Here is a 15,956-nt window from a genome sequence, read left to right as displayed (position 1 = left end):
GGAGTGATCAGAATGATCAACGAACAACGAACAGTGCGCAAGGATGCGCGCTCCAAGGCAGCCTTTGACGAGGCAAAGCAATATATTCCGGGTGGCGTAAACAGTCCGGTAAGGGCTTTTAAATCCGTTGGCATTACGCCTGTTTATATCGACCGTGGAGAAGGATCGCGGGTGTATGATATCGACGGTCAATCCTATATTGACTATGTATGTTCATGGGGACCGCTCATTATGGGACATGCGCATCCTGAGGTTGTTAAGGCTCTACAGGCCGCAGTTGTCAAAGGAACCAGCTTCGGAGCGCCGACGTTGGCGGAAACCGAAATGGCGAAGCTCGTGTGTGAGCGTGTTCCTTCCATGGATATCGTTCGTATGGTCAACTCGGGAACCGAGGCGACGATGAGCGCGATTCGACTCGCACGCGGATTCACGAGCCGCAGCAAAATTCTTAAATTTGAAGGCTCTTATCATGGTCATGCGGACAGCTTGCTGATTAAAGCAGGCTCTGGTGTAGCAACACTGGGTCTGCCTGATAGCCCCGGTGTACCCGAGGTCGTGGCAACGCATACGATCACCGTTCCTTACAATGATTTGGCTTCGGTGAAACTGGCCTTTGAAAAATTCGGTGAGGAAATTGCCGCCATTATTGTCGAGCCAATAGCCGGAAATATGGGAGTCGTACCGCCACAACCCGGATTTTTGGAAGGACTGCGTGAAGTAACCCGGCAGTATGGAAGCCTGCTGATTTTTGATGAAGTCATGACCGGATTCCGGGTAGGACTTCATTCAGCTCAAGGTCGTTTTGGTGTGACCCCGGATCTCACATGCCTGGGTAAAGTCATTGGCGGAGGTCTGCCTGTAGGTGCATATGGTGGACGTCGTGATATTCTGGAACAGATTGCACCTTCCGGTCCGATCTATCAGGCGGGTACGCTTAGCGGAAATCCGCTGGCTATGGCAGCAGGCTATTCGACCCTTAAATTGCTGACGCCAGAAGTATATGAGCGGCTGGAAGAACGGGCAGCACGGCTTCAGGCCGGATTCGAGCGTAATGCACGTGAGCTGGGTATACCTGTCACGATCAACCGTGTGGGTTCCATGGTTTGTCCATTTTTCACGGAAGAGAAGGTTGTCAATTTTGATACAGCCAAAACAAGTAATCAGGACCACTTCCGCCGTTACTTTACCGAATTGGTGAACGAGGGAGTCAGTGTGGCGCCATCCCAATTTGAGGGCATGTTTGTGTCGGGTGTGCATACGGTGGAAGATATTGATGCTACCATTGAAGCCAACTATCGTGCGCTCAAACGTCTATGAGCTGGCAGGGCGGCTGGAAAAGACGGGGACCATGGCTGGAGGTCACACCGGGACGGGAAATCACAGAGGGTGAATATCGCACTGATGCTGTAGATCATTGGCTGCTGAACCGTTTGGAGCTACCGGACAAGCTGTGGCGCAGACTGCGACACGAAAAGCAGATTGAACTTGCGGGGGACCGGCTGCGGCTGGCCCTTTTTCCCGTTACAAACCTTGGCGTGATTCCTCGCTGGTACGATTTGAAGGTGCTGTATGAGGATGATTTTTGCCTGGTCGCACACAAACCGGCGGGTATGGCGGTACATCCGGACGGAGCTGTAAAAGATGGCCCACTGACGTTGGATCATGCGGTCGCATCGTATTATGAGATGAATGGCATCCATGCGGCAGTACGGCATGTGCATCGTCTGGATACGGATACAACAGGCCCGGTGCTGTATGCCAAAAATGAATTTGCGTTGCTCAAGCTGGACGAGCAAATGAGAGCTAAGGATATCGGTCGCCGTTATGTGGCTTTGGTACGGGGGGAAGTCCCTTCATCACTGCGAACGCTGGATTGGCCGATTGGCAAGGACAGGCATCACAAGCAGCGTCGCCGTGTTTCTCCGACCGGGCAGAGCGCGGTTACCCATGTGGAACTTGGTGAAGTATGGGGGAGCGGTCAAAAGGCGGTAAGCCTCGTATATTTAACACTGGAAACAGGCCGAACGCACCAGATTCGCGTTCATCTTAGTCATGCCGGTTATCCGTTATTGGGAGATGTATTATACGGGGGACGGGCTGTTGATTTTAACAGGCAGGCGCTGCACGGAGAGCGTCTTACCTTCCGTCATCCGCTGAGCGGTGAAACGATTACTGTGGAAGATGCTTGGCCGGATGATTTTCAAAAGCTGCATCAACAGCTATAAAAGATGGCATGCCTTCTATTTTGGCGCATATACTTGAACCTAGAAACGGTTTGCAATATGGAGTTTCCGTGCGCCTGACAAGAGTCAGAGGATGTGCGGAGACTGCCCGAAGGAGGATGCCATCCTTGAACAAACAACAGAATGATCAGCCGCAAGGCTTGCGTTTTGATATTTATGAACGCATTCATTTGACGGAGGAAGCTGCCGGGATTGCTGAGTTGGAGGAAATTGAGCTTCTGCCACGTATTCAGGTTGTAACCCACGGCGACCATGCCGCTTTGCGAGGGCATTTGCTGCTGGAGGGCGTATACCGCACACCTGAACAGGTAACGAACGAGCTCCATCATTTGATCCCGGTAGAAATTACGATTCCACTGAATCGGGTAGGAAGATTGGAAGACATCTCTGTTGAGATTGAAAATTTTGATGTGGACCTGCTGTCACTACGTAGTCTGAATATTACAGGTGTTCTCTCCCTGCACGGGGTGGAAAGCTCCCATGCGGAGGAGACAGCAGTTTGGCTGGATGAGGAATTTACGGTGGTACACGCACCTGAACATCAGGCGCAACCTTTTTCGTCCAATGGAGAGCATCGTCAGGAAGAGGCTTATTCTACTAAGGATTCTGTAGCTGAGTATACGACGGAGTCTGGATCTTCATACAGGCTGCCAGTTCAGCAGGAGTATGCTTCCTGGGAACAGCCGTCACAGGATCCTAGGGAGCAGAAGTTATCATCGGAACAGCAAAGTTACGAGCCTGTTGTAGACTCGAACCGGATCTATGAGCCTTGGACGGGCAAAGCTGTTGAAGACAGCACTTCCGAGGTAAAGCCTGAGCATAATACTCCTGAAGTATGGGGGGTTCAGCAAGAGGAAGCATGGACGGGAAGTGAGCCGAAAATATCCTCCACAGCTCCGGATGTGGTCTATGATCCTTTACTGACTGAACCGCATCACGCTACGGAGTCGGAGCTTTATCTGGAGCCACAGTTGGCAGCAGGTCAGGTAGATGATTTTAGACGTGAGACGTTAGAGCAGGTGGACGCTGTGTTCCATGACACTGTTGCCGATGATAAGCCGGAAATGCGCGTGGCGCTGAACAGCAAAAAGGACGAAAAAGCAGACGAGCCGGATCCGGTGGTCTACTCATCATTGCTCCAGTCCAGTCGTTCGGTGAAGGAAGCAGAATACCAGCAGCAGTTGGAGCAAGAACCGCAGGGTCAGGCACAGCAAGCCGAAGATGAGCGTGAGAATGCTAAGTGGAAAAACCTTTTTTTTCATACACAGGATGAAACGCCTTTCCGCAAAGTCCGATTATGCATCGTGCAGCGTGAAGATACACTGGAAACGATCGCTGACCGCTATCAACTCAGCACACGGGAGCTTCAACTGTACAACAGGCTGGCAGAGCACCATGTGGAAGAAGGGCAGGTATTGTACATCCCTTAATTCGGTCATTGGAAAATGAGCAGCGGGTGTTGACTATAGCCAATGGGAAATGTATGATGTGGTATAGCTATTGAAAGACTGAGATCGGGAAGAGTAGGCAGCAAGCCCTTCAGAGAGTGGAATTGCAGCGCTGTGAGGTTCCGCAGGAAGCTACTGGCCGAAGTCACCCGGGAGTCGCCTGTTCGAACGGTCCCTCATTTAATCCCAACGGAAGGTACGAGGTTCACGGTAGAATAAGGACGGTCCGCAGCCGTTATCTGCATAAGTGTCACACCATGTGTAATGGATCAGTGGATACATACACTAGGGGTGAAACAAAGGTGGTACCGCGAGAGAACAGCCTTTCGTCCTTTGAGGATGAAGGGCTTTTTTTATTTGCCAATTGAAAAATCATGGAGGTATCCTGATATGTCAGAACAAGACAACAAGACAACCTTGGAAATGCCGACAACGTACGATCCAAAATCAGCCGAAAAAAAATGGTACAAAACGTGGATGGAGAAGGGGTATTTCCGCGCTGGGCGACTTCCAGAGGCAGAGCCTTTTACAATCGTTATTCCGCCACCGAATGTTACAGGCATGCTGCACATTGGACATGCTCTTGATTTTACTTTGCAGGATATCATTATCCGCACCAAGCGGATGCAGGGCTATGACGCATTGTGGCTGCCAGGGGCAGACCATGCGGGCATTGCCACCCAGACGAAGGTAGAGCAGAAGCTGCGTGAGGAAGGCTTGACGCGCTACGATCTGGGACGCGAGAAATTTTTGGAGAAGGTTTGGGAATGGAAGGATCTCTACCTGGACAATATCCATAATCAATGGGAAAAAATGGGTTTTTCCCTCGATTATTCGCGTGAGCGTTTTACGCTGGATGATGGGCTGTCTCAAGCCGTTCGTGAAGTATTCGTCAAGCTGTACAAGAAGGGCCTGATTTATCGCGGCAAACGCATCATTAACTGGGACCCTGCTGCACGTACGGCTCTGTCAGATATTGAAGTGGAATACAAAGAGGTAAACGGAAATTTGTATCACTTGCAATATCCGCTTCAAGATGGCAGCGGGTTTATCACTGTAGCCACCACGCGACCTGAAACCATGCTGGGCGATACAGCGGTAGCCGTACATCCTGAGGATGAACGGTACAAGCATATGATCGGCAAAACACTCGTGCTTCCGATTATCGGTCGGGAAATTCCGGTCATTGCGGATGATTATGTAGATAAAGATTTCGGTAGCGGCGCGGTTAAAATTACACCAGCTCATGATCCGAATGACTTTGAAATGGGACAACGTCACCAGTTGCCACAAATTACGGTAATGGACGAAACAGGTACGATGAATGCCGAAGCAGGCAAATATCAGGGTCTTGATCGCAGTGATTGCCGCAAGCAAATCGTCGCTGATCTGAAAGAGCAGGGCGTACTCATCCGTATTGAAGAGCATGTGCACCAGGTAGGCCACAGCGAGCGTACAGGTGCGATTGTAGAACCTTATCTGTCTACACAATGGTTCGTGGAAATGAAGCCTCTGGCAGCCAAAGCGATTGAAGTGCAGAAGGCTGGCAATGGTGTAAACTTTGTTCCGGATCGCTTTGAGCGTACTTATTTGCACTGGATTGAAAATGTACGTGACTGGTGTATTTCACGTCAATTGTGGTGGGGACACCGTATTCCGGCCTGGTACGATGAAGAAACCGGAGAAGTTATTGTATCGGCAGAGGATCCTACAACCTTGCCTGAATATGCTGGCAGAAAGCTGAAACAGGATGAGGATGTACTGGATACATGGTTCAGCTCTGCCTTGTGGCCGTTTTCGACACTGGGCTGGCCTGAGCAGACTGAGGATCTCCAACGCTACTACCCAACCAATGTTCTGGTTACAGGGTATGACATTATTTATTTCTGGGTGTCGCGGATGATCTTTACCGCACTGGAGTTTACGGAAGAGATTCCGTTCAAGGACGTGCTTATGCACGGACTGGTTCGTGATGCGGATGGAAAGAAAATGTCCAAATCCCTTGGCAATGGTGTTGATCCGCTCGACGTAATCGACAAATATGGTACGGATGCCATGCGTTACATGGTTTCTACAGGTAGTACGCCTGGACAGGACCTTCGCTTCCGTTGGGAACGGGTAGAGCAGGCACGTAACTTTGCCAATAAAATCTGGAATGCGTCACGCTTTGCGCTGATGAATCTGGAAGGGGTCACTGCGGCGGATATCGACATTACCGGTGATTTGAGCACAGCGGACCGCTGGATCCTACACCGTTTGAACGAAACTTCACGCGATATCACGCGTCTAATAGATGCTTATGAATTTGGCGAGACAGGCCGCCTTCTGTACAACTTTATTTGGGATGACTTGTGCGACTGGTACATCGAGTTTGCGAAGCTTTCCCTGTATGGCGAGAACGCAGAGGCGAAAAAGAAAACACAGTCCGTACTGGCGTATGTGTTGGATCGGACACTGCGTATGATTCATCCGTTCATGCCGTTTATCTCCGAGGAAATATGGCAGCATCTTCCGCATGAAGGCGAAACGATTACACTGGCCGCTTGGCCTGTTTACGATTCGGCTTTCGAGGACAAGGATGCGGTAGCTGAAATGAATTTCCTGATCGACGTGATTCGCGCCGTGCGGAATATCCGCTCTGAAGTGAACGTGCCGATGAGTAAAAAGATCGAATTGCTCGTAAAACCTGGCGATCAAGCCGTTCTCGATATCATTAGCCGCAATGGAGAATATGTACGTCGATTCTGTAATACATCTGAATTTGATGCGGGATTGGAGCTATCTGTTCCAGATAAAGCCATGACTTCCGTAGTCAGCGGAGCAGAGCTATACCTGCCGTTAGCCGGGCTGCTTGATATTGCCCAGGAAATTAGCAGACTGGAAAAAGAGCTTCAGCATTTGAACAGTGAAGTGGAGCGCGTGGAGAAAAAGCTGTCCAACCAAGGCTTCGTGGCGAAGGCACCAGCCAAAGTCATCGAGGAAGAGAAGGCCAAGCAAGCCGATTATTCGGATAAGCGCGCCAAAGTTATCGCACGGATTGAAGAACTCAAGGGATAATTCCACTAACTATAAAATGACCTGAAGGTGAAGAGGATGTCAGATACAATCAGGGGCGGGGGAGCGGCTCCTTTACAAAGCTATGAGGAAGCAGTGGAATGGATTAACGGTTTGATTCCGTTCGGAATCAGACCCGGACTGGAACGGATTGAGAAGTTAATGAGCATGTTGGGTGACCCGCAACGGCATCTTAAATTTGTGCATATTGCGGGAACCAATGGCAAGGGCTCGACCTGTGCTTTCTTAACCTCTGTTCTGCTGAAATGCGGTTATGATGTGGGAACCTTTACGTCTCCGTATATCACCCGGTTTACGAACCGATTCCAATTCAACGGGACGGATATTCCCGATGATACACTGGTCTTACTTGCCAATCGTTTGTATCCGTTGGTCAAGGAAATCGCGGCCAGTGATTTGGGATCGCCCACGATGTTTGAGGTATCGACAGCGTTGGCTATTTTATATTATGCAACGGTGACTTTTCCAGATGTTGTGGTATGGGAGACGGGCCTCGGGGGAAGGATGGATGTAACTAATATCGTGATTCCTATCGTCTCGGTCATTACGAACGTAGGCTATGACCATACAGATATTTTAGGGGATACACTTGAGCAGATTGCAGGCGAAAAGGCTGGAATTATCAAGCCAGGCGTACCTGTTGTTAGCTGTGTATCTCAGCCAGAGGCTGTTCAGGTTATACGGGAAACGGCGGCAAAGCAGGGAGCTACCCTGTATCTGGCAGGAGAACAGTTTATGTATGAACGGCTGAATGGGGACGAAACGGGACAGACTTTTTCGTTTGCGGGACCCTTCCGACACATGGAAATCGGCATCACGCTGTTAGGAGAGCATCAATGTGCTAATGCGGCAGGAGCTTTGATGACACTTGAGGTGCTTCGTCAGTATATGGCTTTTGTGCTGGATGACGCTGAACTGCTGGAGGGCTTTAGAGAAGCAGCCTGGGCAGGTCGTCTGGAACAGGTCAGCAGCTCGCCGCTAATTGTTATTGACGGTGCTCATAATCCAGAAGGGGCGCAGACGCTGGCAAAGAGTCTTCCCCAACTGTATTCGTACCGAAAAATGGTTTTAATGATGGGTATGCTGTCAAACAAGCATCATGAAGCATACTTGCAGCATATACTGCCACTAGTGGATACGCTTATCCTGACCGAGCCCGATTTCCGCCGCAAAATGAATGCCGCTGAACTGGCTCATCTCGTGGAGAAGCTGCGGCCGTCCTATGCCAAAACGGATTTGAAAATTATTGTAGAAGGTGACTGGAAAAAGGCTCTTCGCTTGCTTCAGTTACATACGGAAGCGGAAGATCTGGGGGTGGTGTCCGGAACACTGTATCTCATTGCGGATGTACGGGCTACCCTTATGTATCAAACCGATTCGGAAAAAGGTTGGTGAAATTTGTTGATTACTTCGGAACATGTTCATTTTATCGGTATCGGCGGGTACGGGATGAGCGCGATTGCTCGGGTCATGCTGGAGATGGGATATACCGTGACAGGCTCAGATGTGGCATCACAGGAGCTGACAGAAAAACTAGCTGCGAAAGGCGCAAAAATATATCTCGGGCACACGCCTGAGCACGTTACAGGCGCGGACATTGTCGTTTATTCTACGGCACTGTCCCGTGACAATGTGGAGCGGGTGGCAGCAGAGGAACTGAATATTCCGACTCTGCATCGTTCCCAGATGCTCGCACGGTTGCTTAACGAGCGTAAAGGAGTAGCTGTTGCAGGAGCACATGGCAAAACGACAACCTCCTCGATGATCGCTCTGGTTATGGAGAGATGTAATGTCGATCCAACATACATTATTGGCGGCGAAATCACGAATTTGGGAACGAATGCCAAAGCAGGCAAAAGCGAGTTTGTCGTTGCTGAGGCGGATGAGAGCGATGGCTCTTTTCTGCAATACCATCCTTGGCAAGGTATCGTGACCAACATTGAAGCCGACCATTTGGAAAATTACGATGGCGACTTTAATCGTCTGAAAAGTGCCTATGTACAGTTCTTGAGTCAAATCCGGCCAGATGGCGCGGCTATCGTATGCGCTGATGATCAGAATGTACGGGAAATGCTGCCTCAGATTCAGACTCGAGTCATTACCTATGGAGTCGAGCATGAAGCAGATTATATGGCAACGGATATCCAGTTGGGCGACCGCCGATTGAGCTTTACCATGAACCGTAAAGAGGCGCTGCTTGGAACCATCGAATTGTCAGTACCGGGTATGCATAATCTATACAATGCTATGGCTAGTGTGATTTCTTGCTTGGAGGCCGGCATTCCATTTGAACAAATTGCTACGGCTATTGTGGAGTTTCATGGAGCAAAGCGTCGTTTTCAGGTGCTTGGCGAAAGCAACGACATTCTTGTTATTGATGACTATGCTCATCATCCAACAGAGATTGAGGCTACGATTAGTGCAGCTAAAGTGACTGGCAAGCGTATTATTGCTGTGTTCCAGCCGCAACGCTACAGCCGTACTTTTTTCCTGCTTGATGCGTTCAGTCGTGCGTTCAGTGAGGCGAATGAAGTCATTATTACCGATATTTATTCTCCAGCGGGAGAAAAACAAATTGAAGGTGTACATTCTTCGAAGCTCGTGGATTTAATCGTCCAGAACAGCAACGCGAATGCTATCTATCTGCCAACCAAGGAAGCTGTTATCGACGAGTTGAAGGATCGTCTTCAGCCGGGCGATCTTGTGCTCACCATGGGTGCGGGAGATATCTGGAAAGCAGGCGACGCGCTAGCACGTCATCTGCGTGAACAGCAGGTGTAACAAGCATGCATTAAGTGTTACGCCTATGAAATACAAACATCAAGGGTATTCCGAACACGAAACGTGTCTTTGGGATACCCTTTTTTTGTAATGCCCATGCATATTTTCTCTTCCTGACTCATACAACAGACTATGAAGAAGTATGGGACAAGGAGGGAGTGCATCCGTGAACAAGGCAAAGATGACATTCCGGTTCGACCAACAGTCGCCGGAGACAAGCTGCGAGGAAAAGCTACAGGTGCTTCCATACAAAGCCGGCCAGCAAAGTGAGACAAATAAAGAAGCGGAACGGTATGAAAGCGAGAAACAGCATCAAGCCCCTAATCAGCATGAAAGAATTAGTGGCATGGGCGTAAACAGCCGGACTGAAGGTATTTCCGAAATTAACGAGCCTCCGGGCGCGAATAGACTTGGTACGAGGCGGCATTTTGCTCCCACCCCCATCGTGAAGGAAGGATGGGATGATCCGTTTGGGCGATCAGCAGCTTCCTGGTCAGATACGGATTTTCTGCCAGATCGTACGGAAGAGGATGAAGAAGAAACTCATCGTTCCAGTCAAGAGTACCGAAAGCGTCCGCCCCATCCCTCCAGATGGAAGCTGATTGGCTCAGTAGCCAGTGCTTTGATGACCGGGGGGATGTTTGGATATATCATGTTGCTGCTTTTTAACGGAGGTGGGACTGTCCCTGGATCAGATCCGTCAACAGAGGAGGCTATACCGGTTTTTAAAGAATCTGCTAGTACAGATATGACATCTGTAAAAGAGAATTCTACTCCCGTCGCAGTTGTATCGACTCAGGTCCCTCCGCAAACCTATTACCTGCTGCAATATGGAGTGTTCAGCACCCCTGAACGGGCTTTGCAGGCTAAGGAAGAGCTGTTGAAGGCAGGTATTGCCGCCGGTGGGGACACAGAGGATCAGAACCGAGTTTATGCAGGAATATCGCCGGACAGGGAACGGGCCAAACTGCTCAGCAATCAACTGAAAACACAAGGAGTTGAGCTGTATGTCCGTGAGCTTCAACTGCCAGGATTCGAAAAAGCAGCTTATGGGGGCGATGGTGAAAAGCTCACTACCTTTTTTCAGCTAAGCAGCACTTTGGTCGGCAAGCTGAGCGGACTTTCCTCATCCTTGCTTGAAGCAGGCGGATCAGGTAAGGCAAGTACCACCGAAATGAAGGAACTGAACGATCTGCATCAGCAGTGGACACAAAATATCGCTGCGCTTCCCTCCGGTCTGCCGAAGGAAGCGGCTGCTTCCGCATCCACGCTGGAAAAGGCGATGAACAGTGCAGTCTCGGCACTTGGAGAATATAACAAGAACACAGCCAAGGAGCACATTTGGGAAATTCAGTCTTCGATGATGGAATATGTTTTGCATGAGAAGGAATTTATACAATTCATAAAACAATAGATTTTCAATGTTTTCCGGCAAGGAACTGGAAATAGTTCCCCATGCCGGATTTCTGTTTGTATTGCAGTTGAAATCACCGTATAATAATGAAGGTGTCAAAAAATGGCGAGGGAAGATCAGGATGAAAAAAAATGTAGGAATGCTTATGCTGTTTTTGTTGCTCGGTTGGCTTTTGGGTGCATGGATTGCCAAAGCCCTTCAATCGTTCAAATTCCTTTCCTTTCTGACCCACCCCACTACGATATCCTGGTCGCCGAGAGCGGATCTGGATATTATCAGCTACAACATAACGATAAATTTTGAATTGAGCCTGCTTAGTCTGATCGGCATCATCGCCGCGTTTTGGCTGTACCGCAGGCTCTAACTGATGAAAAGGAGCTTCCCTTATGGACGGGAAAATTACGCCCCGCATTATTCTGGCATCGACTTCACCGAGAAGGAAGGAGTTGCTTTCATTTCTTAGACTGCCCTTTGACGTGATGCCGAGTCATGCGGATGAAAGCACGCCTGAGAGCTGGACGCCTCAGCAAATTGTGGAGACCCTTGCGGTACGCAAAGCTGAAGTGGTCGTGAACATTGCCAGCCAATCCGAAGAAGATGGATTAGTAATTGGCAGTGATACCATAGTCGTGCTGGATGGTTTGGTACTGGGTAAGCCTGCCGACCATGCGGATGCGGTTCGCATGCTGACAGCATTGCAGGGAAGAACCCACCTTGTATTCACTGGGGTGGCCTGCATACATACCTTAACCGGCAAAACGCTTGTCAGACACCGCCAAACGGAGGTTACGATGAAGTCTTTGAGCCATGAGCAAATTGTGGCATATGTGAATACAGGCGAACCGTCTGACAAAGCGGGAGCGTACGGCATTCAGGGTTTGGGTGCTATGCTGGTGGAATCTATTCAGGGTTGTTATTTTAACGTCGTAGGATTGCCGCTATCCCTGTTGTCGGACATGTTGTCCGAATTCGGAGTGAGGGTGTTGCAACCTTAAAGGGGATAAACATATGTTAGAGTCGCCAACACTGATGCTTCGCGACCTCCCTCATGAAGAACGACCAAGAGAGCGCATGATGACATATGGGGCGGAAGCTTTAAGCAACGCGGAGTTGCTGGCAATATTGCTGCGTACGGGAACACAAAATGAGTCATCGGTGCATTTAGCGCAGCGTATTTTGCAGCAGGCGGGGAACTTGCGCCAACTGGTGGATATGAGTATGACCGAATTGACCCAGATTAAAGGCATTGGCAATGCCAAGGCGATACAGCTCAAAGCGAGTATCGAGCTGGGGCGACGGTTGGCATTGTCACGCCATTTGGAGACCCCGGTGATCAGTTGCCCACGGGACGTGGCAGATTTGTTGTTTGAGCAGCTTCGTTATTTGCAGAAGGAGCATTTTGTATGCCTGTTCCTGAATACTAAAAATCATGTCATTGCCCAGGAAACGCTATCCATGGGCAGCCTGAATGCCGCCATCGTACATCCTCGTGAAGTATTTCGGGCAGCGATCAAATGTAGCAGTGCTTCGATTATTTGCGCTCATAACCATCCGAGCGGTGATCCGAAGCCAAGCCCGGAGGATGTCCAGTTGACCCGTCGCCTGATGGAAGCGGGCAACATCGTGGGCATCGACGTGCTCGATCATATCGTGATCGGGGACGGAACCTTCGTAAGTTTGAAGGAACAAGGGCTGATATAATATACTATTTAAATCAAACATTTAAATCCGACCGGCTAGGCCGGCCTGAATAAACCGTTTATACATGGATAACAGATTTCAGGGAAGAGAAAAGGAGATTAACATCATGCTGGGTGGCTTTACAAAAGATTTAGGAATTGACTTGGGGACGGCAAACACGCTGGTATACGTAAGAGGAAAAGGGATTGTGGTTCGTGAACCTTCTGTTGTCGCAATACGTACAGACACAAAAACCATTGAAGCAGTTGGTGAATCTGCAAAAAAAATGATTGGTCGTACACCGGGGAATATCCGTGCGATCCGTCCGATGAAGGATGGCGTTATTGCGGATTTTGACACGACTGCAACGATGATTAAATATTTTATTCGTCAGGCGCAAGCCCAACGTTCTTTGTTTCCACGTCACCCCAACGTGATGGTTTGTGTGCCTTCAGGCATTACTGCGGTAGAGCAGCGTGCTGTTGAAGATGCAACGAAGCAAGCGGGTGCGCGGGAAGCCTACACGATTGAGGAGCCGTTTGCGGCTGCAATCGGCGCTGATCTTCCCGTATGGGAGCCAACGGGTAGTATGGTTGTCGATATCGGCGGAGGTACAACCGAGGTAGCGGTTATTTCTCTGGGCGGGATTGTGACGAGCCGTTCCGTGCGTGTGGCTGGTGATGAAATGGACGACTCCATCATTCAATACGTGAAGCGTCAATACAATCTGATGATTGGTGAGCGGACTTCAGAACAGTTGAAAATGGAAGTCGGTTCCGCAATGCCGCTGGAACAAGTGGAGACGTCAGAAATTCGTGGACGTGATCTGGTAACAGGTTTGCCGAAGACGATTACGATTACGTCGGATGAAATCAGTGAAGCGTTGTCCGATACAGTGAATGCAATTGTGGAAGCAGTCAAAGTGACACTGGAAAAATGCCCTCCCGAGCTGGCGGCGGACATTATGGACCGAGGTATCGTATTGACTGGTGGCGGAGCACTTTTGCGTAACTTGGACAAGTTGTTGGCGGCTGAAACTGGTATGCCGGTTATCGTAGCGGAAAATCCTCTGGATTGCGTGGCAATCGGTACAGGCAGAGCGCTGGAAAATATTCATTTGTTCAAATCGCGCAGCAGTTCCGCCGTCCGTTCCAAACGTTGAATCGGGGGTGTAGGAACTGTTTAAGCTGTTTGGCAATAAAAGACTATTTATTCTATTGATTGGAATCGTTCTGTTTATTGCCCTTATGGGGATTACACTTGGACAGAGAAATTCCTTAACCTGGCCGGAAAAGTTCGCCAGAGATTCAATTGGCTTTGTGCAAGGTATCTTCTACAAGCCCGCTTCAGCAATAGCGGGCTTCTTTGAAGATATCGGGAATATGCGAAGCATTTTTAGTGAAAATGAACGGTTGAAAATTGCTGTAGCTCAGTTAACCGCCGAGCAGATTCAGACTTCTAACTTAAAAGAGACTAACGCCAGACTTGAGCAAGAACTGAAATTCACCCAAACGCAAAAGTCCAAAAATCAATATGATTATCGTATTGCACAGGTCAATAGCGTCAGCAATGATTCCAAAACACTTGTCATTGACATTGGTGAAAAGGACGGAGCCAAGGTTGGTCAGGAAGTCAGATCACTTGAAGGATTTGTAGGGGTTATTAGCCGCACAGCGAACTTCACTTCAACAGTTACGCTATTGACTACATTAGACCCTAAAAATCCAAATTCTTATGCTATCGCAGCGACAGCACTGGGCAAGGAAAATACTTCGTTCGGTATGATTGAAAGCTATGATCCGGCTACGAATACATTCCAAATGACGAGGATTGCGGAAGGTGACACCATCGCAAAAGGTGATCAGATCATTACGTCCGGAGCAGGCGGGAAGTTCCGTAAAAATCTGTTGATCGGTACAGTAGAAAAAATCCAGGTTGGCGAGTTTGGACAAACACGTACAGCGATTATCAAACCTGCAGCCAGCTTTGTGGATTGGAAAGAATTGCTCGTTCTTTACACGCCTGAGGTACCGGAATAATGAAGATACGCGGTCAGGTTTTAATACTGCTGCTGTTTGCACTGTTTATAGCTGAAGGAACGATTCTTCCGTGGCTTCTTCCGGATAGTTGGCATCCGAGAATGGTTCCGAATTTAGTGTTTGTCGTCATTCTGTTCGTATCCGTATATTATAGTCGCCATACAGCATTGGTACTGGGTATTGTTTTTGGACTTATTCACGATGTTGTGTATTACGGGTTTATTATCGGACCTTACTCTTTTGCAATGGGATTGTCGGCTTATTTGCTGGGGCTGGTATTTACAGCTCGCCGTGCGCCGATGCCTATTATGATGGGAGCTGTGCTGCTCGGCAGTTTTCTGCTGGATTCCATGCTTTTTGCTATTGATCATTTGTTTCAGCTGAACCATCAGAATTTTGATTGGGCGCTGGCCCAATATATGATTCCTGATTTATTTATCCATTTTCTGTTCGCCCTCATCATTTACGTCCCAGTTCGCAAGCAATTGCAGCGTTTGGGTATCCGTGTGAAAAAGGAAGAGAATGTCTAGGTCTTTTTACACACATTTTGTCCGGGTTAGCAGGGATTTCACGTTCCGGGGACGAAATGATTGAGATAGGAGGGACAGGCTAATGGCGGTTAAATCGAATCATGTCACGATTAAAGGCATCAAAGACGGCCTGGTTTTCCTTCTGGACGATCAATGCGAGTTTGAGGATTTGCTGGGTGAGCTGCGTTTCAAGCTGGAGCACAGTCATCAAAATATTTTAACCGGCCCGATTATTCATGTAGACATTAAGCTGGGAAGCCGGGAAGTGACGGAGGAACAGAAGGAAAGCATTCTGGAGATTTTGAGACAGAAGGGGAATTTGCTCATACGGTCCGTTGAATCGCCCGGACTGCCTTCAGAAGTGCAGGGGGAAGCTCCCATTCACACCGTGACAGGGATTATCCGTTCAGGCCAGGTGCTTCATCATAACGGGAATTTGCTCTTTTTGGGAGATGTGAACCCCGGTGGAATTATAACGTGTACTGGTGATATCTATGTCCTCGGTGCCCTCCGAGGTATGGCACATGCAGGGATGGAGGGAAATGGCGAAGCAATTATCGCAGCCTCCTATTTTGCACCAACACAGCTGCGAATTTCCGAAATGATCAGTCGTCCACCCGATGAATGGGAGACGCGTGAATCCGGAATGGAATTTGCGTATCTCAAGGACGGCGCCATGCAAATAGATAAAATGAGTAATATTGTGCGTCTGGGCCGCGATTTTAACGTGTTCAAAGGGGTGTAGC

14 protein-coding genes are annotated in these 15,956 nt (G+C 49.1%); all 14 read left to right on the top strand.

Annotation, left to right across the window (positions count from 1 at the left end; all coding sequences use genetic code 11):
* Positions 1–12 precede the first annotated feature (12 nt).
* The 14 genes from hemL (at position 13) to minC (ending at position 15,955) form a co-directional block, all read left to right on the top strand.
* The gene (gene hemL / locus C1I60_RS00145; protein WP_137059958.1) at positions 13–1,317 is read left to right on the top strand and encodes a glutamate-1-semialdehyde 2,1-aminomutase; all 1,305 of its coding nucleotides are present in this window, start codon (positions 13–15) and stop codon (positions 1,315–1,317) included.
* Positions 1,314–2,225, top strand: coding sequence for an RluA family pseudouridine synthase (locus tag C1I60_RS00140; protein WP_137059957.1), 912 nt, complete (start codon positions 1,314–1,316; stop codon positions 2,223–2,225). Before hemL ends, C1I60_RS00140 begins: the two co-directional genes overlap by 4 nt.
* 125 nt (positions 2,226–2,350) lie before the next feature.
* Positions 2,351–3,673 (top strand): LysM peptidoglycan-binding domain-containing protein, encoded by a 1,323-nt coding sequence (locus C1I60_RS00135; protein ID WP_137059956.1) that lies wholly within the window; start codon positions 2,351–2,353, stop codon positions 3,671–3,673.
* A 408-nt stretch (positions 3,674–4,081) separates the two neighbouring features.
* Complete coding sequence (locus C1I60_RS00130) at positions 4,082–6,748, top strand: valine--tRNA ligase (protein ID WP_137059955.1); 2,667 nt, start codon at positions 4,082–4,084, stop codon at positions 6,746–6,748.
* A 36-nt stretch (positions 6,749–6,784) separates the two neighbouring features.
* Positions 6,785–8,161: a bifunctional folylpolyglutamate synthase/dihydrofolate synthase gene (locus C1I60_RS00125; protein WP_137059954.1), complete on the top strand. Its 1,377-nt coding sequence runs from the start codon at positions 6,785–6,787 to the stop codon at positions 8,159–8,161.
* A 6-nt stretch (positions 8,162–8,167) separates the two neighbouring features.
* Complete coding sequence (gene murC / locus C1I60_RS00120) at positions 8,168–9,547, top strand: UDP-N-acetylmuramate--L-alanine ligase (protein ID WP_137059953.1); 1,380 nt, start codon at positions 8,168–8,170, stop codon at positions 9,545–9,547.
* Positions 9,548–9,713: 166 nt separating this feature from the next.
* Positions 9,714–10,961, top strand: coding sequence for an SPOR domain-containing protein (locus C1I60_RS00115; protein ID WP_137059952.1), 1,248 nt, complete (start codon positions 9,714–9,716; stop codon positions 10,959–10,961).
* 121 nt (positions 10,962–11,082) lie between these two features.
* On the top strand, positions 11,083–11,325 hold the full coding sequence (locus C1I60_RS00110; protein ID WP_137059951.1) for a DUF4321 domain-containing protein: 243 nt from the start codon (positions 11,083–11,085) through the stop codon (positions 11,323–11,325).
* 22 nt (positions 11,326–11,347) lie between these two features.
* Entirely contained in the window at positions 11,348–11,956 is a 609-nt protein-coding gene (locus C1I60_RS00105; protein WP_137059950.1) for a Maf family protein, read from the top strand.
* A 13-nt stretch (positions 11,957–11,969) separates the two neighbouring features.
* On the top strand, positions 11,970–12,662 hold the full coding sequence (gene radC / locus C1I60_RS00100) for a RadC family protein (protein ID WP_137059949.1): 693 nt from the start codon (positions 11,970–11,972) through the stop codon (positions 12,660–12,662).
* Positions 12,663–12,768: 106 nt separating this feature from the next.
* Positions 12,769–13,803, top strand: coding sequence for a rod shape-determining protein (locus C1I60_RS00095; RefSeq protein WP_137060209.1), 1,035 nt, complete (start codon positions 12,769–12,771; stop codon positions 13,801–13,803).
* 49 nt (positions 13,804–13,852) lie between these two features.
* Positions 13,853–14,680 carry a rod shape-determining protein MreC gene (gene mreC / locus C1I60_RS00090; RefSeq protein ID WP_342417993.1) on the top strand — a complete coding sequence of 276 codons (828 nt, stop codon included), beginning with the start codon at positions 13,853–13,855 and terminating at the stop codon, positions 14,678–14,680.
* On the top strand, positions 14,680–15,210 hold the full coding sequence (mreD, locus tag C1I60_RS00085) for a rod shape-determining protein MreD (protein WP_137059947.1): 531 nt from the start codon (positions 14,680–14,682) through the stop codon (positions 15,208–15,210). Before mreC ends, mreD begins: the two co-directional genes overlap by 1 nt.
* 82 nt (positions 15,211–15,292) lie before the next feature.
* Complete coding sequence (minC, locus tag C1I60_RS00080; protein ID WP_137059946.1) at positions 15,293–15,955, top strand: septum site-determining protein MinC; 663 nt, start codon at positions 15,293–15,295, stop codon at positions 15,953–15,955.
* Position 15,956: the final 1 nt, after the last annotated feature.

Source organism: Paenibacillus terrae (genome assembly GCF_005217525.1).
GTDB classification, from domain to species: Bacteria; Bacillota; Bacilli; order Paenibacillales; family Paenibacillaceae; genus Paenibacillus; species Paenibacillus terrae_C.
The sequence above is the reverse complement of the archived record's forward strand: the minus strand, read 5'-3'. Positions and strand labels throughout refer to the sequence as shown.

Bases quoted from the DNA above. Each gene is read 5' to 3' on its own strand.
- radC (WP_137059949.1), top strand. From the start codon at position 11,970: ATGTTAGAGTCGCCAACACTGATGCTTCGCGACCTCCCTCATGAAGAA.
- C1I60_RS00110 (WP_137059951.1), top strand. From the start codon at position 11,083: ATGAAAAAAAATGTAGGAATGCTTATGCTGTTTTTGTTGCTCGGTTGG.
- hemL (WP_137059958.1), top strand. From the start codon at position 13: ATGATCAACGAACAACGAACAGTGCGCAAGGATGCGCGCTCCAAGGCA.
- C1I60_RS00140 (WP_137059957.1), top strand. From the start codon at position 1,314: ATGAGCTGGCAGGGCGGCTGGAAAAGACGGGGACCATGGCTGGAGGTC.
- C1I60_RS00105 (WP_137059950.1), top strand. From the start codon at position 11,348: ATGGACGGGAAAATTACGCCCCGCATTATTCTGGCATCGACTTCACCG.
- C1I60_RS00125 (WP_137059954.1), top strand. From the start codon at position 6,785: ATGTCAGATACAATCAGGGGCGGGGGAGCGGCTCCTTTACAAAGCTAT.
- C1I60_RS00130 (WP_137059955.1), top strand. From the start codon at position 4,082: ATGTCAGAACAAGACAACAAGACAACCTTGGAAATGCCGACAACGTAC.
- C1I60_RS00095 (WP_137060209.1), top strand. From the start codon at position 12,769: ATGCTGGGTGGCTTTACAAAAGATTTAGGAATTGACTTGGGGACGGCA.
- minC (WP_137059946.1), top strand. From the start codon at position 15,293: ATGGCGGTTAAATCGAATCATGTCACGATTAAAGGCATCAAAGACGGC.
- mreD (WP_137059947.1), top strand. From the start codon at position 14,680: ATGAAGATACGCGGTCAGGTTTTAATACTGCTGCTGTTTGCACTGTTT.